This is a genomic window from Nocardia cyriacigeorgica (assembly GCF_010868145.1).
Taxonomy (GTDB): domain Bacteria; phylum Actinomycetota; class Actinomycetes; order Mycobacteriales; family Mycobacteriaceae; genus Nocardia; species Nocardia cyriacigeorgica_D.
Genome location: NZ_JAAGUY010000005.1, coordinates 172,090 through 194,758, shown reverse-complemented (window position 1 = coordinate 194,758; position 22,669 = coordinate 172,090). Strand labels below are relative to the sequence as shown.

Below are 22,669 nucleotides of genomic sequence, written 5' to 3'. Positions count from 1 at the left end.
GGGATGGACATAGAAGATCATCGTGTGGGGAGCTCCGAGCCGAGCCTGGTTCGCCCGTATTCGCTGACCGCGGGTCGTACCCGGCCCGCGGTCGAGCTCGCGCTGGAGGCCCTCGTCGCATCGCATCCGGTCGCCCCCGAGCGGCAGTTCGAACTGACCAACATCGAAACGTCCATCGTGGAGTTGTGCAGAGAATCGCCGTCCGTGGCTGAACTTGCGGCTCGATTGGGTATACCCATCGGGGTGGCGCGTGTGCTCGTGGCAGATCTCATAGAAGCGGGGCACGTGCGCGTTTCCGCCACATTGAAAGACGACTCCAGCGACGATGAACGTCGCGAGCTGATCGAAAGGGTTCTCAGTGGACTCCGGCGTATTTGATTCGACGGCGCAGGTCGATACCCGTACCGCCAAGCCGACTTCGGCCAAGATCGTGGTCGCGGGTGGCTTCGGTGTGGGTAAAACGACATTGGTCGGCGCCGTCTCGGAGATCGTTCCGCTGCGCACCGAAGCGTTGGTCACCAACGCGAGTGCCGGAATCGATAACCTGACCGGCATTCCGATGAAAAACACCACAACGGTGGCGATGGACTTCGGCCGGATCAGCCTCGCGGACGACCTGGTGCTGTACCTGTTCGGTACGCCGGGCCAGTACCGGTTCTGGTTCATGTGGGACGACCTGATCAAGGGCGCCATCGGCGCCGTGGTGCTGGTCGACACCCGCAGGCTGGAAGACAGCTTCGCGGCCGTTGACTATTTCGAAGCGCGCAACCTACCCTTCCTGGTGGCGCTCAATGAGTTCGACGACGCGCCGCGATACCCGATCGAGGACATCAGGCAGGCGCTGGCCGTCTCCGGTGATGTGCCGATCATGTCCATCGACGCCCGCCGTCGGGAGCCGGCCAAGCAGGCGCTGGTCGCGCTCACCGAGTACGCCCTGCGCAAGGTGATGCAGGGCTATTGATCGGCGCCGGCGGGCAGCGACGCAGCGGTTCGGCGGTAGGCGTCGGCGCGGGATCGGGGAGGATCTGCGCCGTCGATCTACTCGAAGCGCTGCTCGATCCTGGCTCCTTCCGTAGCTGGGACCAGCCGCCACTCGCGGTGAACATGTCCTCGCGATACCGCGACGATATGCGCGCTGCCGCGGATCGGGCGGGTACCGATGAAGCGGTGCTCACCGGCGAAGGACTGCTGCGCGGCCGCCGGGTAGCTGTGATCGCCTGCGAGTTCGGTTTTCTCGCGGGCTCCATCGGAGTGGCGGCTGCCGAGCGGATCGTGACCGCCGTCGAGCGGGCAACCGAACTCGGCCTGCCGTTGATCGCCTCGCCGACGTCCGGCGGTACCCGGATGCAGGAGGGCACCGTCGCCTTCGTGCAGATGGTCAAGATCGCCGGTGCGGTCGCCGCCCACAAGGCCGCAGGCCACTCCTATCTGGTCTATCTGCGCGACCCCACCATGGGCGGGGTGTTCGCGTCCTGGGGTTCGCTCGGCCATATGACCTTCGCGCAGCCCGGCGCCATGATCGGCTTCCTCGGGCCCCGCGTGTATCAGGCCCTCTACGACCGCCCGTTCCCGAGCGGTGTGCAGACCGCCGAAAACCTCTACCGGCACGGCGTCATCGACGGCGTGGTCGGGCTTTCGGTGTTCCGTCGCATCGCGCACCGGGCCTTGAGTGTGCTCAGTGGAGTGCCGGATGAGGAACAGGCTTCGGGGGGCGTCGGCCAGGGACGGATTGATGCCGGCCGGGTCTGCGTGGACGACGGCAGCGCAGTGCGGGAGATCCCGGCCTGGGAGTCGGTACTGAGTTCGCGCCGCACAGACCGCCCCGGGCTGCGCGAGTTGCTACGCCATGTGACACAACGGGTTCCGCTCAGTGGCACCGGGCAGGGGGAAACGGACCGGACCGTGGTGCTGGCACTGGCGCGCTTCCGCGGCCACCCGTGTGTGGTGTTCGGTCACGACCGGGCCGGTCAGGTGGGGGAGAACACCATGGGCCCGGCGGCATTACGGGAGGCGCGGCGCAGTATGCAGCTCGCTCAGGAGCTGCGGCTGCCGCTGGTGCTGGTGATCGACACGGTCGGCGCTGCCCTGTCGAAGGAGGCCGAGGAGCGTGGCCTCGCCCCCGAAATCGCGCGGTGCATTTCCGATCTCGTCACTCTGGACACCCCAACCGTTTCGGTCCTGCTCGGCCAGGGCACCGGCGGGGGCGCGCTCGCCCTGTTACCGGCGGATCGGGTCCTCGCCGCAACGCACGGTTGGCTCGCCCCGCTGCCGCCCGAGGGCGCCAGTGCCATCGTCCACCGCGATACCGCGCACGCCCCGGAATTGGCGCAGTCCCAGGGCATTCGCGCCGCCGATCTACAGACCGCGGGCATCGTCGACCGCATCGTCGACGAGAAGCCGGACGCGGCAGACGAGCCCATCGAATTCGCCCGCCGCATGGTCGCCGCCATCGCCGGCGAACTGGCCGGCCTGCGTGCCACCCCGGTCACCGAGCTGCGTGCCACCCGCCATCTCCGTTACCGCCGTCTCGGCCTCCCCCACGCGGGGACCTGAGCGGTCCGCTGCTGTACCGGTGCGGCGGCTCGCCCACCGAGACACGTAGCAGCTGCTCGTTGACCATGCGGCCCGGCGCTTCTACCTTCGGAACAGTGACCTTCAGAAGCGAGACCAGCGCAGTTCCCTCGATCGTGCTGAACGACGGGAACGTGATCCCGCAGCTCGGGTTCGGGGTGTTCCAGGTTCCGGCCGACGATGTCTTTCCCGTGGTCACGGCCGCTTTGGAGGCCGGCTACCGCAGCATCGACACCGCGGCCATCTATGGCAACGAGGAGGGGACGGGGCGGGCCATCCGCCAGTTCGGGCTCCCGCGTGACGAGGTCTACGTCACGACGAAGCTGTGGAACTCCGAACAGGGCTACGACTCCACACTTCGTGCCTTCGACGCCAGTATGGGACGCCTGGGCCTGGACTATCTCGACCTGTACCTGATCCACTGGCCCGCGCCGTCCGCGGATCGCTTCGTCGACACCTACAAGGCCTTCAAGACGCTCAAAGCCGACGGTCGGGTGCGTTCGATCGGGGTGTCGAACTTCCGGGTCCCGGATCTGGAGCGGTTGATCGGGGAGACCGGCGAGATCCCCACCGTCAACCAGATCGAGCTCCATCCCCGGCTTACCCAGCGTGAGCTGCGCGAATACCACGCCGCACATGCGATCGCGACCGAGGCGTGGAGCCCGCTCGGCCAGGGCACCCTGCTCGATAACCCGGTGATCACCGAGGTCGCCTCGGCGGTGGATCGCACGCCCGCCCAAGTGATCATCCGATGGCACCTGCAGCTGGGCAATATCGTCATCCCGAAGTCGGTGACTCCATCGCGGATCGTGTCGAACTTCGATGTCTTCGGGTTCGAGCTGTCCGGCGAACAGATGGCCGCGATCAGCGCACTCGACGACGGTGGACGCGTCGGCCCGGACCCGGCGACCTTCGCCGCCGGGCTCGACTAGAGACTCGGTCAGCGGCTGCCCACACCCAGGTGATCGGTGAGTTCGACCGCGGCGGCCCGCCCCGCCCGGTTCGCGCCGATGGTGCTGGCCGACGGCCCGTACCCAATGAGATGGATGCGCGGATCGACGGCGACCTGCGTGGCCAGCCGTCCGGTCATGGTGATGCCGCCACCTGGCCCGCGTAGCCGCAGCGGCGCGAGGTGGTCGAGTGCACTGCGGAAGCCGGTCGCCCACAGGATGACCTGTGCGGGCTGGAAGGTGCCATCGGCCCAGCGCACTCCGTCGGGTTCGATGTGATGGAACATGGGCAGGCGGTGCAGTGCGCCGCGGTCCCTGGCGTCGCGCAGCCGGTCATCGAGCGGTAGTCCGGTCACCGAGACCACCGAGCCGGGCGGCAGCCCCCGCCGGACCCGGTCTTCGACGATCGCTACCGCACGCCTGCCGTCGTCCTCCTGGAATGGGGTCTCGCGAAACTTCGGCTCGGTCCTTGTCACCCAGGTGGTCGTGGTGACCTCGGAGATCTCATCGAGCAACTGCACCGCCGAGATGCCGCCGCCGACCACGACCACATGCTTGCCTGCGAAGTCGCCGGCGGAGTGATAGTCGCGGGTGTGCAGCTGACGCCCGGAGAACGTCTCTGCGCCCCGGTAACGCGGGATGAACGGGTGCTCCCAGGTGCCGGTGCCGTTGATCAGACCGCGGACCCGGATCGTGCCTGCGGAATCGGTCTCGACGTGCAGCAGCCCGCCGCGCCCGGCACCATCGGCCCGGCTCGAAGGCCCGCTGTGCTGACCGGAACCTTCGCCCGCCGGAGCGTCGTGCGTACGGCGGTCACACACCACAGTGACCCGCACTTGTCGCCGCACCCGCAGGTCGAACCGCTTTTCGTAGAGCTCGTAGTAGTGCGGAACCGCGGTGGCGGCCGGTGCCGATTCCGATCCCGGCGGCAGGGTATCGGCGAATGACATCCCCGGCAGATCGTGGACCCGATTCACCGTGGTCAGCGTCAGCGAGGGCCACCGGAACTGCCAGGCGCCGCCGGGACCGGGCGCGTGATCGACGATCAGGAAGTCTCGTTCGGGGACCAGCCCGCGCCTGCGCAGGTGATAACCCGCGGACAATCCGGCTTGGCCCGCACCGATCACCAGGATCGGATAGTCCGCCGCCGGTGCGCCGGGATCGGCGGCGGCGGAGGTTGTCATGTGATCGGACAGCACAGCTTCCGATGCTATTCGCGCCGTCGCCGGCCTGTGTCAGCTCCTGTGGCAGCATGAACTCAACAGTCGGATTTCGTTCAGCTGGGGAGGAAGCATGCTCGGTGTCAGCCGCGATGGTGATGTCGTCACCATCGAACTACAGCGCGAGGACCGTCGGAATGCCCTGAATATCGATCTGGTCGTGCGGCTGCGTGATGCGGTGCTCGATGCCGCCGAGCAGGCGCGGGTCATCGTGCTCACCGGCCGAGGGCCGATCTTCAGCGCGGGTGCCGATCTGGGTGGGGTGTACTCGGAGAATTTCCTCGATCGTCTGCTGGAGATGCTGCACACCATCGAGTCGGCGCCGGTCCCGGTGATCTCGGCGATCAACGGTGCCGCGCTCGGCGCGGGCGTGCAGCTGGCCCTCGCCTCTGACCTGCGTGTTCTCGCTCCGGATTCCTATATCGCCATCCCTGCCGCCAAGCTCGGCATCACCGTCGATCGGTGGACCGCACGGCGCCTGGTGTCACTGATCGGCGGTGGACCCGCCCGCACCATGCTGCTCGGTGCGGAGCCGATTTCGGCATCCGACGCCTACAGCTTCGGCTTCGCCAACCGGCTCGGCACTCTCGCCGACGCGCAGGCCTGGGCCAAATCCATCGCGGAACTGGCGCCGCTGTCGCTGCGCCATCTCAAACTGGTGCTCAACGACGACGGCACCCGCGAACCGGACAATATCCAGCAGCGCGAGGCGTTGGAGGCTGCCTGGACCAGCGCCGACGCCCAGGAGGGCCGCCTGGCCAGGCAAGAAAAGCGCGCGGCGAAGTTCACGGGGCGATGATGCGGATGCGACGAATCGTCACCGGCGCAGCGGGCGCGCTCGGGGTCACCTGGGTGGCGCGGGCGCTGTGGGGTCTGCCCTCGGCGATGGGGGCGTCGATCTCGGCGATCCAGCCGTATGCGACCGGTGCCACCAGCTACCGCAACCGGCAGTTCCACAACACCGAGCCGAGCAGCCAGATCGCGCCCGGCGCGGCGCCCTCGCTGCTGCGTTCGTTCCTCACCCAGCGCAATGCCGGTCGCCCGGCGCGCCCGGTGCCGTTGGTGACGCCGCAGCTGCCCGCGGAGGCGGCCGACCTCGCCGTCACCTGGTTCGGGCATGCGACCGCGGTGATCGAGGTGGACGGCTACCGGATCCTCACCGATCCGGTGTGGAGCGAACGGGTGTCGCCGTCACCGCTGGTCGGCCCGGCGCGGATGCATCCGGTGCCCGCACCGCTGTCGGAACTGCCACCGGTGGACGCGGTGATCATCTCCCACGACCACTACGACCACCTCGACGCCGCCACCGTGCGCGCGCTGGTCGCGGCGCAGAGCGCGCCGTTCGTCGTGCCCGTCGGTATCGGCGCACATCTGCGGCACTGGGGTGTGCCCGACGACCGGATCATCGAATTGGACTGGGGCGGTTCGATTTCCCTATCCGCTCTCGGCCGGGACCGCGACGGCACTGACCTGACGATCACCTGTGTCGAGGCTCGGCATTTCTCCGGCCGCGGCCTGGTCCGCAACACCACACTGTGGGCGTCGTGGTCGCTGGCAGGCCCCACCCGGCGCGTCTATTTCGGTGGCGACACCGGATACACCAAGGCCTTCGCCGAGGCGGGCGCCAAGCTCGGGCCGTTCGATCTGACGCTGTTGCCGATCGGCGCCTACGACGAGCGCTGGACCGACGTGCACATGAACCCGGAGGAGGCGGTGCGCGCGCACGCCGATCTGTGCGTGGGCGATGCCGGCCACGGCCTGTTGGTGCCGATCCACTGGGCCACGTTCAATCTGGCCTTCCACGGGTGGTCGGAACCGGTACAGCGGATGGTGACGGCGGCGCGCGCGGCGGGCACCACCGTGGCAGTGCCCAAGCCGGGCGAGCGTCTGGATCCCGATGACCTGCCGTCCGGGCAGTTGTGGTGGAAAGATATCGGGTGAACACCTCATCGACGGCACAGGGAAGGACGTAGGGCATATGAGCTTGATGGACACCTTGAAGGGCCTGGTCGGCAAGGGTCAGGAGGCCGCTGCCAAGAATTCGGACAAGATCAATCAAGCCATCGACAAGGGTGGCGACTTCATTGATCAGAAGACGAAGGGCAAGTACTCCGACAAGATCGAGAAGGGCAAGGAAGCGGCGAAGAAGGCCGTTCCGCCGGAGCAGCCCGGCCAGCCGGGTCAGCAGCCGGGCGGACAGCCGGGTCCGCAGGCCTAGTCCGCTCTCGCAGCCGAGACCGCCCGCAGGGCATTGACCGTCCGCAGGCCGCCCGCGGCGGGGACCGAATGAACGCCGGTTCCCGCCGCCGGGTCGCGGACAACGGGTTGCGCCGCAGCTTTCGAGACGCGGCGGGGCAGCCCGATATCGAGATAGAACTGAGCAACCTGGACAAGGTGCTCTACCCGGACACCGGGACCACCAAAGGCGAGGTCATCGCCTACTACACGGCGATCGCACCCGCCATGCTCCCGCACGTCGCCGGACGTCCGGTCACCAGGAAACGCTGGCCCAACGGTGTCGCCGAATCCTCGTTCTTCGAGAAGAACCTCGCCGCCCATGCACCCGACTGGCTGGTACGGCGCTCAATACGCCATTCCGACCGCACCGTCACCTATCCGGTGATCGATTCCGAGGCCGGACTGGCCTGGCTGGGCCAGCAGGCCTCCTTGGAAGTCCATGTGCCGCAATGGCGATTCGACGGAAATGAGATGGGTCCGGCAACCAGATTGGTCTTCGACCTCGATCCTGGTCCTGGGGCCGGGCTCGCCGAATGCGCCACGGTCGCGCTAGAGGTGCGGGATATGGTCGCCGGCATCGGCTTGCGTGCCTTCCCGGTCACCAGTGGTAGCAAAGGGATTCACCTGTATGTGCCGCTGGATCGGGTGCTGAGCCCCGGCGGTGCTTCCACGGTCGCCAAGCAGGTCGCCACCAATCTGGAGAAGATGCATCCGGAACTGGTCACCGCGACGATGGCGAAGAAAGTGCGTGCGGGCAAAGTCTTTCTGGACTGGAGTCAGAACAATCCGGCCAAGACCACCATCGCGCCGTATTCCATGCGCGGGCGCGCCGAGCCGAATGTGGCCGCGCCGCGCAGCTGGGAGGAGATCGAGGATCGGGAATCACTGCGTCATCTGCGGTTCGACGAAGTCCTGGCCCGATACCAGGCCGACGGCGATCTGCTGGAAGAACTCGATCCGACACTGGCCCAGCGGGATTCGTCACGTCCCGATGCGCTGAGCACCTACCGGTCGATGCGCGACCCTTCCCGCACACCGGAACCCGTCCCCGCGCAACCGCCGACGCCTGGGCCGGGGAATCGGTATGTCATCCAGGAACATCACGCGCGCAGATTGCATTGGGATGTGCGGCTCGAGCGTGACGGCGTGCTGGTGTCCTGGGCGGTGCCGAAGGGCCCGCCGACCGATACCAAAGACAACCGCCTCGCCGTCCATACCGAGGACCATCCGATGGAATACCTGGACTTCCACGGTTCCATCCCCAAGGGCGAGTACGGCGGCGGGGAGATGACGATCTGGGACTCGGGTACGTACGAGACCGAGAAGTGGCGCGACGACGAGGTGATCGTTGTGTTGCGAGGTGAGCGGTTGCGGGGTCGGTACGCGCTGATCCGTACCGGTGGCAAGAACTGGTTGATGCATCTGATGAAGGAGCAGCCGGCGGAGGGCGACGGCGCGGCTACCGGCGGCACAGATCTGCCCCGCGGGCTGTCGCCGATGCTCGCCACGTCGGGCGAAGTCGCCGGTCTCGATCCCGAGGAATGGGTCTTCGAAACGAAATGGGACGGCTACCGGCTGATCGTCGAATTCGACCACGGGACACCGACATTGCGCAGCCGCGCGGGCAATATCGTCACCGAGCGCTATCCGAAGATCGCCGCGCTCGCCGAGGAGCTGTCCGAGCACCGGGTGGTGCTCGACGGTGAGGCGGTGGTCTTCGATCCGAATGGCGTCGCCAATCTCGCTCTACTGCAAGCCAATACCCGCCGCGCCGAACTGGTCGCCTTCGATCTGCTCTACCTCGACGGCACCTCGCTGCTGCGCAAACGCTACAGCGATCGACGTCAGGTACTGGAGGCGCTGGCCGCCGCCGTGCCCGCGCTGATGGTGCCGCCGCAGTTGGAGGGCAATGGCGTTGACGCGTTGGAGATCAGCCGCACCGAAGGGACCGAGGGTGTGGTGGCCAAGCGCAGGGATTCGGTCTACCTGCCCGGCAAACGCGGCCATTCCTGGGTCAAACAACGTAATTGGCGTACCCAGGAGGTGCTGGTCGGTGGCTGGCGCGGTAGCGAAGCCCGGCCGTTCTCCTCGCTGCTGGTTGGCATTCCCGACGACGGCAAACTGGTCTACATCGGCCGGGTCGGCACCGGCTTCAGCGATGACGAGCTGCGCACCCTGTACGCGCGACTGCACCGGCGCCGTCGCAAGACCAGCCCCTTCGTCAACGAGATGTCGCGCGAGGAAACCAAGAACGCCACCTGGGTGACCCCGGAACTGAGCGGCACCGTGCGCTTCATGAACTGGACCGACAGCGGAAGGCTCTGGCATCCGGCCTGGTTGGGTCGCACCAACTGAATTCATCTGGCAACAATTGAGCAAACCGGTGTCGAATGTGGTGCAATCACTCTGCCGTATCCGGGCGAGCGCCGTGAGCGCGGGTACGGTGATCGCGATTCGAACGCGGCTCGACACCGAGGAGTGCACGTGGATTTCAAGAACCTGGCCGGTAAGGCGATGGACCTGGCGGCGAAGAACGCCGACAAGGTGGACACCGTCATCGACAAGGCAGGCGACATCGTCGATCAGAAGACCGGCGGAAAGTTCGCCGACAAGGTCGACACCGCGCAGGAAGCCGCGAAGAACGCAGTGCGCAAGCAGGGCTGAAGCAGCCCTGCGCATTGCCGGAATCCGGTATGCCGCGGGCCGACGCTCCGGCCGGGATTCCGGGTCTGTGAACGGAACTGGGCCGATCGCGCTGGCTGCGATCGGCCCAGTGTCGTGTTTCTGGGTGGGTTCCTGATCAGTTCCTGCCGGTCTGGTCCATCCACTTGGTGCTGCCGGGCGGGGCGGCGAGCGTGTTGATCAGATCAATTCCGGCGATGAGCAGGGTGGGTCCGCCGACGACCACGGTGCCGATGATTCCGCCGAGTGCTGCGCCGGCGAGGACGCTCGCAATGACGGTTGGGCCGAGCGCGATTCCAACGAGTCCAACGATTGCGCCGATCACCGTGCCGATGAATCCGCCGATGGCCGTTGCGATCCCGAACTGTGCCAAGAAGGCATCCTGTGCCCGCTGGTTCTCCTCCAACGATGCGACCGGCGTGACAGGCACAGGCCGCGCCTGCGTGTAGTCCTTGACGACGGTGAGCTCGAGCTCGCGCCCCTCGTTGCGAACAGTGCGAGGCATCGGGAATTCCAGCCCGTCCTGCCGGAAGGCCAACGGCATGCTGATCGCCGTATTGCCAGCGGAGTCCTTGATATTCAAGGTATTACCGGCGACTTCGAACGTACCCCCGGTCAGTGTGGTGATGATTCTGTCGCCGACCAGCTTGGCCTCGTACCCGATATCGGGTACGGGGGCCGCGGCCGGCTGCGCATGGGTTGTGCCTGCGCCGACCACGATGGCAGCCGCTACCGGCACCACCAACGCGGCGATTTTACGGAAGATCATTCTGTTGTTCCCATCTTCATCAGGTTCCCTACCGAACGCTCCGCGCGCTGTGGAACTTCCCCGCCCCGCGCACGGAGCTTGTGATCAAGTGGACAGCTCTCCTGCACGCCACGTTACAACCGGAGGCTGGTTTGATACGACGGAATTACGGGTATTTCGGAAGGTTTGGGCCAGTACCAAACCTGCCGCCCGTTATAGCGCAAAGCTATTGAGAATCTGATGAGGGAGCGGCTAGGCGGAGTCCTTGCTCAATGCGGCGGCGATCGCCTGGTCCTGGCCCTCGAGCGAGGTGGCCGTGGTCGTCGCGCCCGAGCCCATCGCCGATAGCGTGGTGCTGAGGATCTCCACCGCTTTCAGTGCCTTCTCGGCACCCGGGGTGTAGTTCCCGGCGAAGCTCTCGCCGATCTCGTCGGCGCCCCAGCATTCGCCCTCGGCGTCCAGCGCGGACTTCAGGGTGCTCAGGGCATCGGCCACCTGGGTGGCCAAGCTCTGGAACCCCGGCTCGGTGGCCTTGATCGCTTCCGGATCGGCCTTCAGCGTACTCATCAACGGCCCTCGAGGTAGCTGCGGTTGCGGTAGTACTCGTCCTCGTCGTCATCGTCGAGCGGAGGCTGTGACGACGCGGGCGGCGTGGTGTCCTGCACGGCGGGCGGTTCCGGGATCAGCCTGTCGACCAGATCGCGGATGCTCGGTGCGCCGGGCACCAGATCCGGCAGATCGGGAAGATTGTCGGCGGCGGCCTCGATCGGCGCGAACGCCTGCTGCGAGACCTGCACGCCTTCGCGGGCGGCGGCCTGGACGGCCTCGGTGATCGAGCGGCCGAGCCGTTCCGGGTTGGAGCGCTTGAACGCATCGGGTTCGATGTGCACATCCAGCGGAATGCCTGCGGCATTGCTCGTCACCCGGACGAGATTGTCCGACGACCACGCGGTGACCTGTGCGGTAGCGATCCGCTGCTGCGCGGCGGCCAGATCCTGGCGCTGCCGTTCGAAGGTCTCGAGCATGTCGCCGACCTGAGCGCGCAACGCGTCGTTGCGGGAGCGCATGGCTTCCCGGTCGTCATTCATCGCCTACCCCTGTTCCGAGACTCGGTCCGTATACCCATTTCGACGCGGTGGGCCTGCGTTCGGTTCCATCGATTTCGCGGGTGCCGTGATCCGGGCCGATCCGACCACCAGTGTGTCACAGCAACAGCAAGTCGATCATGACGGAACCGGCGCACACCGCGACGACAACGAGTAGCGCGACCGCGTCGACGCGACTCGGTGAGGCCGGGTTGGCAGTGAGCTGCCCGGTGCCGCCGCGTGCGGTGATCGCCTCACCCAATTCGCCTGCGCGCCGGGTGGATACCGCCATCGCCGCGGTCAGGATGTCGATCAGACCGTTGTCGGCGGCACGGTGCAGCAGGTCGTCCTTGGGGCGCAGGCGCCGCGCGGCGTGCAGGACCCGGATCTCCTCGATCAGCAACGGCAGGCCGCGCAGCGTCAGCGCGACCACCACGGCCCACTCGTCCACCGGAACGCGCAGTCTGCGCAGCGGTGCGCCGAGCTTGGCCAGTGCGGGCGCGATCTCGCTCATCGGGGTGGTCCAGGCAATGAGGAACGATGCGGCCACCAGGATGAGGCTGAACACCAGGACTTGCGCGAATCTCAGGACCGCCGCGCCGCCGACCGGCAGGTTGATCAGCGCGCCGACCGCGGCCAGCCCCCAGAACCACCACGGCAGTCGCGGCAACGTGCCGAGCGGCAGCCGGGCGAGGACGCCGACCAGCACCAGGAACGCGGTCATGATGCCGAGGATCGGCCAGGTCGGCCAGAACATGAGCAGCACGCTGATCAGGAAGACGCCGATCATCTTGGTTCCGGCCCACAGCCGGTGGATCGGGCTGGCCACCGGGACCTGTCGCAGCAGCACGATGCTCATGGCCGGCCTCCCTGTTCGATCCGCCACGCGGCGCCGGGTAGCGGTGTTCCTCGAGGTGCGGTTCTGGCGTGCTGTGCCACAGACTCGGAGGCCGCGCCCGGTTCGCTCGCGTGCACCGATTCGGCGATCCGGCCGTCGCGTAGATGCACCGTCCGGTCGCAGATGGCGGCGACATCGTCGACATCGTGCGAGATGACGATGAGCGTGAGCCCCGAATCGCGAAGCCGGGCGAGGAGGTCGACGATATCGGCGCGGCCCTCAGGGTCAAGTCCGGCCAGCGGCTCGTCCAGCACCACCACCTGTGGTCTGCTGGCGACGATCGCGGCCAGCACGACTCGTTTGGCCTGCCCGCCGCTGAGTTCCTCGATCGACCTGGCCGCCAGCGAGCGGTCGAGGCCGACCGCATCCAATGCGCGCCCGACCGCGCCGGACCCGGTGGCCCGGCCTCCCCAATCGGCGATCTCTTCGCCGACGGTCTGGCGTTGCAGTTGCAGCCGCGAGTGCTGGAACGCCAGCGCGACCCGGCCGATCTGCGAGGTGACCGGCTTCCCGGCGAGCTCGCAGTGTCCAGCGCTCGGCGTGATCAGTCCGGCCATGATCCAGGCCAGGGTGGATTTACCCGAGCCGTTGCCGCCGACGACGAGCAATGCCTCACCCCGGCGGACCGATAGATCGACGCCGTGCAGCGCCGGTGCCCGCCACGGTGTGCCTCGGTTGTAGGTGTGGCGGATATCGCGCAGGTTCATGATCGGCTCGCCCATCGGATGGCGGCGCTGATCGATACCCGGTTTCGGCCAGGCGGGTAGTCGATCCACCGCGCGACCGCCGGCCAGATGCACGACCCGGTCGGCGGCGGCCGCGTCGGCTTCGTGATGGGTGACCAGCACGACGGCCATCCGGTGGCGCTTGGGCAGCTGGGCCAGCAGTGCGACCAGCTCGCGGCGGCCGTCGGGGTCGATCATCGAGGTCGCCTCGTCGGCGATCAGCAGCGCGGGTCGGCGCGCCAGTGCCGCCGCGACAGCGAGGCGCTGCTGCTGACCACCGGACAGGGCGGCGGTTTCGCGCTCGCCCATGCCGTCGAGGCCGACCTCGCCCAGCAGGCCGTCGACGTCGACCTGCTCGGCCAGCACGGCGGGCAGACCCCAGACGACGTCATCGGCGACGAGCACGCCGAGGGTCTGGCTCTCCGGTCGTTGCAGCACCAGCGCGGTGCCGCCCAGATGTCCGAGTCCGGCCGAGCCGGGCCGTTCCACGATGCCGGTGGACGGTGGCAGTCCGGCGAGCAGGCGGGTCAGAGTCGATTTGCCCGAGCCGTTGTGGCCGACGACTGCCACGAACTCGCCGACCTCGACAGTGAGATCGATCCCGGTGAGCGCATCGGTGCTCGCGCCCGGATACCGATATCCGGCCTCGCGCATGGTCACCGGCAGCGGTGCCACCGGCCGGTCGTCGACGGGGGCGTCGAGCCGATCGCTGCCGGGCAGCCAGTCCAGCCGATCCAGGACCGATCCCAGAACGAACCAGGAGATGACAGCCGTGAGCATCGTGCCGAACAGCACGCCGCCACCGATATAGATCCACCAGAAGCGCAGCACCACATCGGTCAGTTCGGCGACGCCGTTGCCGAGCGGCTCCAGTTGGGGCGCCCGCCCGGCGAGGTCTTTCACACCTTCGGAGGTATTGCGGATAGTGTCGAACAGCAGGTTGCGTGAGGTGGAGAACACCAGCAGGAAACCGATCGAGAAGGCTGCCCACGCCAGACCGGCGATCAGCGACAACCCGAAGACGGCAACGATGCCGCCATGTCTGCGTTTGACCCCGCCGATGATGCCGCCGATGGTGGCCGAGGCCGCCATCCCCATGGCCGGGAGCAACCCGGCCGCGACGAAGGTGACAAGCGCCGCCGCGACGGTTGTGGTTGCCACGGCACGGAAGCGGTAGCGATGTGCCAGCAGGCCCATCGGCACCGCGGCGACCAGCTGCAAGGCGGTCGCGAGTGGTACCACCGAACCGATCGTCACCAGGCCGACGGTGACACCGCCGAGGACCGCGCCGGTGGCCAGCTCGATCGGCCGTAGCGGGCCGTGTTCGGCGCGCTCGGCCGATTCGGTGGACACATCACTCACGGCACAAGTCTGCCAGCCCGACATGAAGGTGTTGCATCCATGCGCATGTACGCATATGTTGTCAGGTGTGGGACATGATCATTCGCATGGGCATGGGATAGCGCCGGAGAGCGCGTCCGGGAAATATCTGAGCCGCCTGGCGCTCGCGCTGGCCATCGGCCTCGGATTCATGGCGGTCGAGTTCACGTTCGCGTTCGCGACCGGTTCGCTGGCGCTGCTGTCGGACGCCGCGCACATGCTCACTGACGTGGTCGGCATCGGTATGGCGCTCTCGGCCATCCTGCTGGCCCGCCGCAGCCGCCCCACCTACACCCGCACCTTCGGCTATTACCGCGCCGAGGTGATCGCGGCCCTGGCCAATGCGGTGTTGCTGTTCCTGGTGGCGGGCTATGTGCTCTACGAGGCGCTCATGCGCATCGGTGAACCGCCGGAGGTGCCGGGGTGGCCGGTGCTGATCGTCGGCGTTGTCGGTCTGCTGGCCAATGTCGTCTCCTTCCTGCTGCTGCGCAGCGGTGCCAAGGAGAGTCTGAATGTGCGCGGCGCCTATCTCGAGGTGTTCGCCGACATGATCGGATCCTTCGGAGTGCTGCTGTCGGCGGCCATCACCCTCACCACCGGCTGGCGCTATGCGGACATGATCATCGGTGTCGCGATCGGTCTGTGGGTGTTGCCGCGGACCTATGTGCTGGCCAAGCGCTCGCTGCGGATCCTGTTCCAGCACAGCCCGGAGGAGCTCGACGTCGAGCAGGTCGCCGCCGAACTGGGCGCGGTCGACGGGGTGGCCGATGTGCACGACCTGCACGTGTGGACACTCACCTCGGGCATGGAGGTCGCCTCCGCGCACATCACCACCGCGGAGGGCGCGAGCAGCGAGCAGGTCCTCCGCACCGCCCAGCATCTGCTGGCCGAGCGCTTCCATATCAGTCACGCCACATTGCAGGTGGAGACCTCCGATTCCGCTCGTCGTTGCGCGGAGCTCTCCTGGTAATCGACACTTTCGGCCATACTGGGCGGCATGGTGGACAGCCCGGTACGTGATTGGGACTTCCCGCGCGGTGTGGCCAGTGTGGCGCTGCTCGCCGGTTACGCCGGCGAGCACGGCGTTCCGGTGGAACGGATGCTCGATGGCACCGGCCTCACCGAGCGGCTACTGCACGACCCCGACGCTCAGATCGATGCGCGCACGGAACTGACGGTGGTCCGCAATCTGGTCCGTGCGCTGCCGGACCGCCCCGCCCTCGGGGTCGAGGTCGGCCAGCGATACCGGATCACCACCTTCGGCATCTTCGGCTTCGCTTGCATCAGCAGTCCGACGCTCGGCGAGGCCATCGCGTTCGCACTGCGCTATCTGGACCTCAGTTTCACCTTCTGCCTGCCGGTGACCGAGTTGCTCGACGACGAGTTCATCGGGTGGATTCATGCAGAATCGGTGCCCGCCGACGTGCGTCAGTTCCTCATCGAGCGTGATGTGACCGCGATGCACCAGGTGATGAGCGACCTGATCGGCAAACACATGCCACTGACCAGAGCCGAATTCACCTTCCCCGAACCGGCATACGCCGACCGCATCGCCGAGGTGACGGTGGTCCGCCCGCGCTTCGACCGTCCACAGAACCTGTTCGCGCTCGACCCCCTCACCCTCGACCAGCCGCTACCGCAGGCAAACGAACACACCCTCGCGATCTGCCTGGCCCAATGCCGGGACCTGGTGCACCGCCGTCGCGCCCGCACCGGCATCGCCGCCGAGGTCAGATCCCGCCTGGTCCCACACGGCGGCGCCGACGGTTTGGCCGCCCCACCCGGAATCGACTCGGTGGCAAGAGATCTGAACATGAGCACCCGCACTCTCCGCCGCCACCTCGACGCCGCGGGCACCAGCTACCGCGCCCTCCTCGACGAAATGCGCCGAGCCCTCGCCGAGGAAATGCTCAGCACCACACCACTGTCGGTGAGTGATGTGGCGATCCGGTTGGGATATGCGGAGGCGTCGACATTCATCTACGCGTTCAAGCGATGGACGGGGACTACGCCTGCTGCCTATCGCAGGTCGCGCCGACTCTGATCCTCGGCCAGCACCGCTGCGAGGTTGTCCAGCATCGTGCGGTGGGCGCGGGCGCCTTCACGGCGCACCGTTGCCACCAGCAGCCGCGGCGCGGTGATGGTGACCTGCTCATGGACGAGGGTTCCGCCGTCGACCGGGGTGCAGGAGGTGACGTTGTGCAGGTGGATGCGGGGGAATTGGTAGGCGTCGGAGACAATATCGCCTTCCGGTGTGCGGGTTGTTTCGACCAGATAGCTGAATGCGATGGTCATCGGGCCCATCCGCATCCGGTCGCGTATCCGGTACCTGTCGATGCCGGGCATGCGCTGGTTGAGCCGGTCCACCCGAACAATCAACGGATGGATCCGGATGGATTCGCGCAGATCGGCCAGAAAGTCGCGAACCCTATCGGGAGGTGCGGGTACCACGACCGAGACCTCGAAACCTGTGCGCTGCATTAGATCAGGCTCCGATCGGCATGCGTGCCACCGGGACCGGCCGGTCCGGATAGGCCAGGTGTACGCGGCACTGCCGGTTCGGTAGTCCGTCGAGCAATCTGATCTCCGCGCTCCGCAGGATCTTCACGCACACCTCGGCCACCAGCTGACGCGAGAATTCGCCCGCGACACAGCCGAACGGGCCGGAACCGAATAGCGCCCGCCGGGGATTGTTCAGCTCGGCGAACCGTTCCGGACGGTAGCGGCCTGGATGTTCCCAGACGTCCGGGTCCTGATTGAGCAGTGACGGTGCGACCCCGACGATGGTGCCGGCCGGCAGATGGTAGGCCACGCCGTCCTGCTCGTAGGTGAACGGTTTGCTCAGCGCGCGCACCAGCGACGACACCGGATTCAGCCGGATCGTTTCCCAGAGGCACCAGCTGAGATAGGTCACCGGATCGTCGGACGACAGCGCCGTCCGATACACCTGCGGGCGAGACACCACATCGAGCAATGTCCACAGTCCGTAGCTGCCCGGATAGGTGACGGCATTCCACAACACGTACATCGCCATCCACGCCGTGTCCCCGGTGGCGACGCCCGCGGCTCGAATCGACTGGAACAGCAGGCATGCAGGCATCACCTCGGCGGCTTCCCGCAGGATCGCGGCCAGCCGTTTGGTGGCGCGGTATTCGCGCATGAACCACCGCGCCGGGGTAACCGCCAGTGTGGCGCGCGGTACCTCGATGCCATCGGCGATGGCGCGCAGCAACGGGGTGATGCGGTCGCCGTATCGGTCCCAGAACTCGTCTCCGGCGAAGTACCGTCCGGAGATCTCGTAGATCGCGCGTGGGAACGCCTCGGCCAAGTCGACGGTTCGTCCCCAACTATCGATGTGGGCCGCCATCACCGTGTCGGTGAGTGGCGCGAGGCCGGCGACGCGATGCGGTGCCAGCAGGCCCGCCATGATCCGCTTACCGGTCAGCGCGAGTTCCTGCAGCGAATCGTGGTCGCTGTGCTGCCGTGGGAACCAGAAGCCGACGGTCGGCACATTGCCGAAGACCGGGCCCATCATGGCGTGCTCGGCGGGCAGAGCGAGGACCTGATCATAGGCCGCGCGGTCGGTTAGGTAGGTCAGGTCGAATCGGGTCGGCACGCGCAGGGTGAAGACGCTGCCGTGCACGCGGGCGGCATCGTGCACCATCTCCACCGGCCGGGTCACCACATTGTGCAATCGCGACACGACGCCGAGGATCGGGATGGCATCCGCCCCGATCCGGACCACCGGCGCGGCGCGGAATCCGTGTGGTACCTGCGGCGGACGGCAGTGCGCGCGCCATCCGCGCCACATGAGGAGTCCGGCGCCCGCTCCGGCGGCGAGCGCGGCCCGCCGGAGCGGGGCCCGGTTGAGCCGAGTGTTCACAGTGCTCCATCCATCGAGTAGAACTGCTTGACCCACTGGCGGTATCGGCCGATCTGGCCGTCACCGTCGGCGATTGCGGGCCGGGCGAGATAGGTTTTGTGCCGCCAGATGTCGATATCCCTGCGCACTTCCTGGGAGAAAGCTGCCAAGGTGATGCGGGCGAGGATCGCCGAAAGCGCTGTGCTCAGCACCTTTCGGCTGCGGCGGGCGCTGACGGCGAGCCGCAGCACGACCTTCCCATCGGATTCGAGGGTGGGGAGGACGAGCAGGCGTAACCGAACTCGGAAAGCCGGCAAAGTCAATTCGACGATCGATACACCGAGGCCAGCGGCCACCAGATCGAATGTCGCATCCATTCCGGCCTGACCGATCAGTCGGCGGCGGATGCCGTAGCCGGCCCGGAGCAACGGCCCGTCAACGGTCAGCGGTTGCGCTGCCCGGACCTCGCCGAACGCATGCAGGATACGCAGATGGCCCAGGTCGACACTGTTTTCGGTGACTTCCTGCGGATGTCCGTGGAAGCTATGGCTGCGCACGAGCAGGCCACGCCATTGCGAGCTGTCGTCGTCGGGTGGTTCCCATGCTGGTGTGGTCTCCGGGCCGGAGTAGACCAGGATCGCGCCGTAGCGTTCGAGAACCGGAATCGTGCCGAGCCGCGCGGCAGGCGGTGGCGTGCCGTACGGGTTGTGCGTGCAGGCACCAGTGGTCGAGAAGCGAAACCCGTGGAACGGACAGCGGATTTCTTCCCGCACCACCTTGCCGCCCTGCCCGAGATGTGCGCCGAGGTGTGGGCAATAGGCGTCCGCGGCAACGAGTTTCCCTGATTCGGTACGAAATACCACGATCTCGCGGGAATTCAGGCGGGTGGTGAACACTGATCCGGGGCGGCATTCGCGGCTCCAGCCGACAGCGAACCATCCGTGGGGTGATTCCAATCGGGCTATCGGTTTACGGGCGTGCAGAGCCGACGACGGCGGAAAGGGTGGCATGCGAACTTCCTGGACAACCGCGTGTGAATCTTGGCTAGAGCAGCGAGGATAGCGGTTCCAGGAGAACACATATTCTGGCGACAATTCCCAATTTTGGGAATTATTGCGCCGGGGTAATCCGGTGGTAGCCACAAGGTATCGGCAATATTTCCGAAGCGTTCACCGGCCTTGTTCAGGCGCATATATGCGATTTATGAATTACCGCCAGTGGCGACTCTCTGCGCCTTCGGGCGCCGATAATGCTTCCCGCGTCTTTCGATGGCGGACTCCGGCAGACGGCGTCGCCTGGCTCACATCGGTGCGACGCCGATCCATCCGCCCATCGGAACACTGCGGAAATGTGTTGTCAGACGGTGGTTCTCGTCGATGACATGCAATGCGACCGCCGGGTCCGGCGCATAGTCCATCACATGATCGGGCAGCGCGAGCTCCCATTCACCACCGAGCACCGACGCGGTGCTCGGTGCGATCAGCAGCGGTTTGCCCGCGAAAGTGGTGGTCGCGGCGGAATGCGCGTGGCCGGTGAGCACACCGAGAACGCGATCATCGCCTGCGACGATCTCGGCCAGACGTTCCGGTTCGGCGAGCGCGATCTCGTCGACCACCGGGCTGAACAGGTGTGCGGGCGGATGGTGCAATGCCAACAGGATCGGGGCATCGGCGGGGGCATCGGCGAGAACGCCGCGCAGCCAGTCATAGGTGTCGTCGGTGAGTTGTCCGCTTGGCTCGCCCGGGACACTGGAATCGAGCAGTGCCAGTGTCAACGAGCCGACCCGGTGGGTGCGATTGATCGGTTCCACCGACGACGGTTCTCCGAGCAGGACCTCGCGGAACGCGCCGCGATCGTCGTGGTTGCCGGGGATGGCGTACACGGGGATATCGGCCTGTAGGGCGATGCGGGCCTCGGCGTATTGATCGGGTTTACCGGAATCGGTGACATCGCCGGTGACCAGGATGGCGTCCGGTCGCCGGCGTAGGTCGGCAAGGTAGGCCATGACCCGCTCCGCGCGTTCGGCGTTTCGGGGTCCGAGATCGAAATGTGTGTCGCTGACCTGTGCCACCAGGATCATGCCCATCTGCTTTCTCTGGGGGATCGCTCCATTGCGAAACAGAGTGCACCGCACCTCGAGCGGCGCCGGGTATGAGGGTAGTTGACCAGCGGAATCGTTGTCGTCATGAGGCTCGCCACCGCTATTTCGCCGATAAGAAAGGTGTGAGGTGATTCATGTTGAACTTTCCAGCGGTCGACGCCGATGCCTGCTATCGGACGTGGTTCGAACGTCGTGCGAGATCTGCCGCTCGCCGACCCTGTCGGAGGTAGTTCGACCGAGCTGGCATACCAGCTGCGCGGTGGCTCAATCACTCAGCCGAATGGCAGCTGAATCCAGCAGCTCGGCCGGATCCTCCGACGCCGAGGCCACCGGCGCCCAGAAGGCGTCCCCAGGCGCCGCCTCGAGGTTCAGCTCGGGCGGAGTCCGCCAATCCGCGGCCATGCCCAGTCGCCAGGAGTGCAGGTAAGTCCGGTCGTGGGTGGCGGATTTGTCGAACAGAGGATCGCCGGCGATGGCGTGGCCGATCCAGGCCAGGTGGACGCGAATCTGGTGGCGGCGGCCGGTGATCGGGCGCAGCGCGAGGACGGTGTAGTCGCCGTGGCGCAGCACTGTCGCGAAGCGGGTGGTCGACGGGTAGTTCTTGCCTTCGAGCAGATCGGCCTGGTCGACGAACCACCGATCGCCGGCTGACCGGATGCTCTCCCTCGGGGCCGCGATCCGCACCCGGTTCTTGCGGCCGACACTCAACGGCAGGTCGATGGTGCCGGTGTCCGGCAGCTGCTCTCCCTCGGGCGTCGCGACGATCGCGAGGTAGGCCTTGCGCGCGGTCTGCTTGTTGAACTGCCTGGTCAGCCCGCCGTGCGCGGCCAGATCCTTGGCCAGCAGCACCACTCCCGAGGTCACCTTGTCGATGCGGTGCACCGGATACAGTGTCTCGCCGACGGCCGCGGCGGCCTGCACGATATCGGTGTCGTGCCGTTCGCCGGTCACCGAAATGCCCGCGGGTTTGTTCAACGCCACGATCGCCTCGTCCTCGTCGAGGCGGCATCGTTGACGCAGGTCGGGCCAGTCGATATCCACCGGCCGAGCCTAGATCAGCTCGCCCTATGCCTTCCTACCCTGGGCATGCCCCCCGACACCGATCCGGTGGCATCCCGCGGTCCACTGGAGCGCGCACACCGCGCTCAGCCGGACAACCATGGGGCCGGCCGCGCCCTCCCGGACGACGGATACGCCGCTCACCTGTTCTTATTGTTGCGGCGCAGTAGGTGGGGCCGCAGCCGGTTGAACCCGCGAACCCGGACGCTGCGCAGGTGGCGGATGGCGAACTCGGGTTCGTCGGCCAGCTCGGCGGCCGCGGCGTCATCGACGAGCACGGTGCCAGGCCGGGCCACACCCGTCAGCCGGGCGGCGATGTTCACCACCGACCCGTACAGATCTCCGAACCGTTGCAGCACCGGACCGTAGGCGACCGCGACCCGCAACTCCGGCGTGTCTCCGACGGTCATGGTGGTCTCCTGAATGGCGAGCGCGATCCGGGCCGCCGCGAGTGCGGTATCGGCGGCGTACATCACCTCGTCGCCCACGTTCTTGATCACCCAGCCACCGTTCTCGGCGATGGCGGCGGTGGTCGTCGATTCGAACGCCTCGAGCAGCGTCGACAGCTCATCCGGGTGCAGATGCCTGGTCAACCGGGTGTAGCCGACCATATCGGCGAACCCGACGGCCAGTTCTCTGGTCGAATCGGCGGCCGTGCCCGCGCCGTCGAGCGAGCGGGCCAGCGCGGCGGCCAGATGCCTGCGCCAGGCGTAGGCCTGTAGTTCTTCCAGAATCGGCACAGTCGCCTCGGTGGCTTTTCTGGCGATCTCGGCCGGATCGGCGTCCGGGTCGGCGGCGGCGACCCGGCGGGTGATCTCGTCGAGCACCAGATCCACCTGCCATTCGGCCAGCCGTGCCATCGTCTGACCGATGGTTCGCGCGGTCGCGGCCTGCTGGCGGATGTCCGCCGACGCCAACACACCGAGCTCACGGAATTCCCGGACCGCGCGGACATCGGCGTCGGTGTAATCAAGTGTCGGCTCGTCGGCTCCGGCGGGAAATCCGAGCGCGACCCACAACCGGCGCGACACCTCGACCGGCACACCGCTCTGGCGCGCTACATCGTCGCGGTTGTAGCGCCGCGTCCCGTCCAACAGGTACGTCTCGACCACCGATTGCACCAGTTGCGACATTTCCGGCGACACCATGC

General features: G+C 66.8%; 23 protein-coding genes. 11 read left to right on the top strand and 12 right to left on the bottom strand.

The window, feature by feature from the left end; all coding sequences use genetic code 11:
* Window positions 1–3 precede the first annotated feature (3 nt).
* The 4 genes from GV792_RS09910 (at window position 4) to GV792_RS09895 (ending at window position 3,503) form a co-directional block, all read left to right on the top strand.
* Window positions 4–378, top strand: a complete 375-nt coding sequence (locus GV792_RS09910; protein WP_163823745.1) for a DUF742 domain-containing protein — start codon at window positions 4–6, stop codon at window positions 376–378.
* Complete coding sequence (locus GV792_RS09905; RefSeq protein WP_175582973.1) at window positions 359–961, top strand: GTP-binding protein; 603 nt, start codon at window positions 359–361, stop codon at window positions 959–961. The genes GV792_RS09910 and GV792_RS09905 overlap by 20 nt, the downstream gene beginning before the upstream one ends.
* Window positions 962–1,023: 62 nt before the next feature.
* Window positions 1,024–2,553, top strand: coding sequence for a carboxyl transferase domain-containing protein (locus GV792_RS09900; protein ID WP_375154301.1), 1,530 nt, complete (start codon window positions 1,024–1,026; stop codon window positions 2,551–2,553).
* Window positions 2,554–2,648: 95 nt separating this feature from the next.
* Window positions 2,649–3,503 carry an aldo/keto reductase gene (locus tag GV792_RS09895; protein WP_175582974.1) on the top strand — a complete coding sequence of 285 codons (855 nt, stop codon included), beginning with the start codon at window positions 2,649–2,651 and terminating at the stop codon, window positions 3,501–3,503.
* Between the two features lie 8 nt (window positions 3,504–3,511).
* On the opposite strand, the gene GV792_RS09890 is transcribed toward GV792_RS09895, so the two are convergent.
* The gene (locus GV792_RS09890) at window positions 3,512–4,705 is read right to left on the bottom strand and encodes an NAD(P)-binding domain-containing protein (RefSeq protein WP_163823743.1); all 1,194 of its coding nucleotides are present in this window, start codon (window positions 4,703–4,705) and stop codon (window positions 3,512–3,514) included.
* Window positions 4,706–4,814: 109 nt separating this feature from the next.
* Here GV792_RS09890 and GV792_RS09885 point away from each other — a divergent pair, with 109 nt between their 5' ends.
* The 5 genes from GV792_RS09885 (at window position 4,815) to GV792_RS09865 (ending at window position 9,643) form a co-directional block, all read left to right on the top strand.
* Window positions 4,815–5,540, top strand: a complete 726-nt coding sequence (locus GV792_RS09885) for an enoyl-CoA hydratase (protein ID WP_163823742.1) — start codon at window positions 4,815–4,817, stop codon at window positions 5,538–5,540.
* The gene (locus GV792_RS09880; RefSeq protein ID WP_163823741.1) at window positions 5,540–6,682 is read left to right on the top strand and encodes an MBL fold metallo-hydrolase; all 1,143 of its coding nucleotides are present in this window, start codon (window positions 5,540–5,542) and stop codon (window positions 6,680–6,682) included. The genes GV792_RS09885 and GV792_RS09880 overlap by 1 nt, the downstream gene beginning before the upstream one ends.
* A gap of 37 nt (window positions 6,683–6,719) precedes the next feature.
* Window positions 6,720–6,959, top strand: a complete 240-nt coding sequence (locus GV792_RS09875) for an antitoxin (RefSeq protein WP_163823740.1) — start codon at window positions 6,720–6,722, stop codon at window positions 6,957–6,959.
* A gap of 68 nt (window positions 6,960–7,027) precedes the next feature.
* Window positions 7,028–9,334: an ATP-dependent DNA ligase gene (locus GV792_RS09870; RefSeq protein WP_163823739.1), complete on the top strand. Its 2,307-nt coding sequence runs from the start codon at window positions 7,028–7,030 to the stop codon at window positions 9,332–9,334.
* Window positions 9,335–9,463: 129 nt separating this feature from the next.
* On the top strand, window positions 9,464–9,643 hold the full coding sequence (locus GV792_RS09865; protein WP_280234876.1) for an antitoxin: 180 nt from the start codon (window positions 9,464–9,466) through the stop codon (window positions 9,641–9,643).
* A gap of 136 nt (window positions 9,644–9,779) precedes the next feature.
* Here GV792_RS09865 and GV792_RS09860 read toward each other — a convergent pair whose 3' ends face one another.
* The 5 genes from GV792_RS09860 to GV792_RS09840 form a co-directional block, all read right to left on the bottom strand.
* Window positions 9,780–10,430, bottom strand: a complete 651-nt coding sequence (locus GV792_RS09860; RefSeq protein ID WP_163823738.1) for an ammonium transporter — start codon at window positions 10,428–10,430, stop codon at window positions 9,780–9,782.
* Between the two features lie 231 nt (window positions 10,431–10,661).
* A complete protein-coding gene (locus tag GV792_RS09855) occupies window positions 10,662–10,976 on the bottom strand; it encodes a WXG100 family type VII secretion target (RefSeq protein ID WP_163823737.1) in 315 nt (104 codons plus the stop codon).
* Window positions 10,976–11,497, bottom strand: coding sequence for a YbaB/EbfC family nucleoid-associated protein (locus GV792_RS09850; RefSeq protein WP_163823736.1), 522 nt, complete (start codon window positions 11,495–11,497; stop codon window positions 10,976–10,978). Before GV792_RS09850 ends, GV792_RS09855 begins: the two co-directional genes overlap by 1 nt.
* A gap of 115 nt (window positions 11,498–11,612) precedes the next feature.
* Complete coding sequence (locus GV792_RS09845; protein ID WP_163823735.1) at window positions 11,613–12,353, bottom strand: energy-coupling factor transporter transmembrane component T family protein; 741 nt, start codon at window positions 12,351–12,353, stop codon at window positions 11,613–11,615.
* Window positions 12,350–14,470 (bottom strand): ABC transporter ATP-binding protein, encoded by a 2,121-nt coding sequence (locus GV792_RS09840; RefSeq protein WP_163823805.1) that lies wholly within the window; start codon window positions 14,468–14,470, stop codon window positions 12,350–12,352. Before GV792_RS09840 ends, GV792_RS09845 begins: the two co-directional genes overlap by 4 nt.
* A 76-nt stretch (window positions 14,471–14,546) precedes the next feature.
* Between GV792_RS09840 and GV792_RS09835 the strand changes: the two genes are divergently transcribed.
* Both GV792_RS09835 and GV792_RS09830 read left to right on the top strand, forming a co-directional pair.
* Window positions 14,547–15,467, top strand: coding sequence for a cation diffusion facilitator family transporter (locus GV792_RS09835; protein WP_163823734.1), 921 nt, complete (start codon window positions 14,547–14,549; stop codon window positions 15,465–15,467).
* 27 nt (window positions 15,468–15,494) lie between these two features.
* On the top strand, window positions 15,495–16,541 hold the full coding sequence (locus GV792_RS09830) for an AraC family transcriptional regulator (protein ID WP_163823733.1): 1,047 nt from the start codon (window positions 15,495–15,497) through the stop codon (window positions 16,539–16,541).
* Here GV792_RS09830 and GV792_RS09825 read toward each other — a convergent pair.
* From GV792_RS09825 to GV792_RS09800, 6 genes are all read right to left on the bottom strand, one after another.
* On the bottom strand, window positions 16,517–16,978 hold the full coding sequence (locus tag GV792_RS09825) for an SRPBCC family protein (protein ID WP_163823732.1): 462 nt from the start codon (window positions 16,976–16,978) through the stop codon (window positions 16,517–16,519). The two genes, GV792_RS09830 and GV792_RS09825, sit on opposite strands and share 25 nt — an antisense overlap.
* Before the next feature lie 4 nt (window positions 16,979–16,982).
* Complete coding sequence (locus GV792_RS30215; protein WP_163823731.1) at window positions 16,983–18,380, bottom strand: cytochrome P450; 1,398 nt, start codon at window positions 18,378–18,380, stop codon at window positions 16,983–16,985.
* Window positions 18,377–19,369, bottom strand: coding sequence for a Rieske 2Fe-2S domain-containing protein (locus tag GV792_RS09815; RefSeq protein ID WP_163823730.1), 993 nt, complete (start codon window positions 19,367–19,369; stop codon window positions 18,377–18,379). The genes GV792_RS30215 and GV792_RS09815 overlap by 4 nt, the downstream gene beginning before the upstream one ends.
* A 290-nt stretch (window positions 19,370–19,659) precedes the next feature.
* Window positions 19,660–20,439, bottom strand: coding sequence for a metallophosphoesterase (locus GV792_RS09810; RefSeq protein WP_163823729.1), 780 nt, complete (start codon window positions 20,437–20,439; stop codon window positions 19,660–19,662).
* 285 nt (window positions 20,440–20,724) lie between these two features.
* Window positions 20,725–21,501: an RluA family pseudouridine synthase gene (locus tag GV792_RS09805; protein WP_163823728.1), complete on the bottom strand. Its 777-nt coding sequence runs from the start codon at window positions 21,499–21,501 to the stop codon at window positions 20,725–20,727.
* Window positions 21,502–21,659: 158 nt separating this feature from the next.
* Window positions 21,660–22,667 (bottom strand): adenylate/guanylate cyclase domain-containing protein, encoded by a 1,008-nt coding sequence (locus GV792_RS09800; protein WP_163823727.1) that lies wholly within the window; start codon window positions 22,665–22,667, stop codon window positions 21,660–21,662.
* Window positions 22,668–22,669: the final 2 nt, after the last annotated feature.

Bases quoted from the DNA above. Each gene is read 5' to 3' on its own strand.
- GV792_RS09910 (WP_163823745.1), top strand. From the start codon at position 4: ATGGACATAGAAGATCATCGTGTGGGGAGCTCCGAGCCGAGCCTGGTT.
- GV792_RS09890 (WP_163823743.1), bottom strand. From the start codon at position 4,705: ATGACAACCTCCGCCGCCGCCGATCCCGGCGCACCGGCGGCGGACTAT.
- GV792_RS09885 (WP_163823742.1), top strand. From the start codon at position 4,815: ATGCTCGGTGTCAGCCGCGATGGTGATGTCGTCACCATCGAACTACAG.
- GV792_RS09880 (WP_163823741.1), top strand. From the start codon at position 5,540: ATGCGGATGCGACGAATCGTCACCGGCGCAGCGGGCGCGCTCGGGGTC.
- GV792_RS09875 (WP_163823740.1), top strand. From the start codon at position 6,720: ATGAGCTTGATGGACACCTTGAAGGGCCTGGTCGGCAAGGGTCAGGAG.
- GV792_RS09870 (WP_163823739.1), top strand. From the start codon at position 7,028: ATGAACGCCGGTTCCCGCCGCCGGGTCGCGGACAACGGGTTGCGCCGC.
- GV792_RS09860 (WP_163823738.1), bottom strand. From the start codon at position 10,430: ATGATCTTCCGTAAAATCGCCGCGTTGGTGGTGCCGGTAGCGGCTGCC.
- GV792_RS09855 (WP_163823737.1), bottom strand. From the start codon at position 10,976: ATGAGTACGCTGAAGGCCGATCCGGAAGCGATCAAGGCCACCGAGCCG.
- GV792_RS09850 (WP_163823736.1), bottom strand. From the start codon at position 11,497: ATGAATGACGACCGGGAAGCCATGCGCTCCCGCAACGACGCGTTGCGC.
- GV792_RS09845 (WP_163823735.1), bottom strand. From the start codon at position 12,353: ATGAGCATCGTGCTGCTGCGACAGGTCCCGGTGGCCAGCCCGATCCAC.
- GV792_RS09830 (WP_163823733.1), top strand. From the start codon at position 15,495: ATGGTGGACAGCCCGGTACGTGATTGGGACTTCCCGCGCGGTGTGGCC.
- GV792_RS09825 (WP_163823732.1), bottom strand. From the start codon at position 16,978: ATGCAGCGCACAGGTTTCGAGGTCTCGGTCGTGGTACCCGCACCTCCC.
- GV792_RS09815 (WP_163823730.1), bottom strand. From the start codon at position 19,369: ATGCCACCCTTTCCGCCGTCGTCGGCTCTGCACGCCCGTAAACCGATA.
- GV792_RS09810 (WP_163823729.1), bottom strand. From the start codon at position 20,439: ATGATCCTGGTGGCACAGGTCAGCGACACACATTTCGATCTCGGACCC.
- GV792_RS09800 (WP_163823727.1), bottom strand. From the start codon at position 22,667: ATGGTGTCGCCGGAAATGTCGCAACTGGTGCAATCGGTGGTCGAGACG.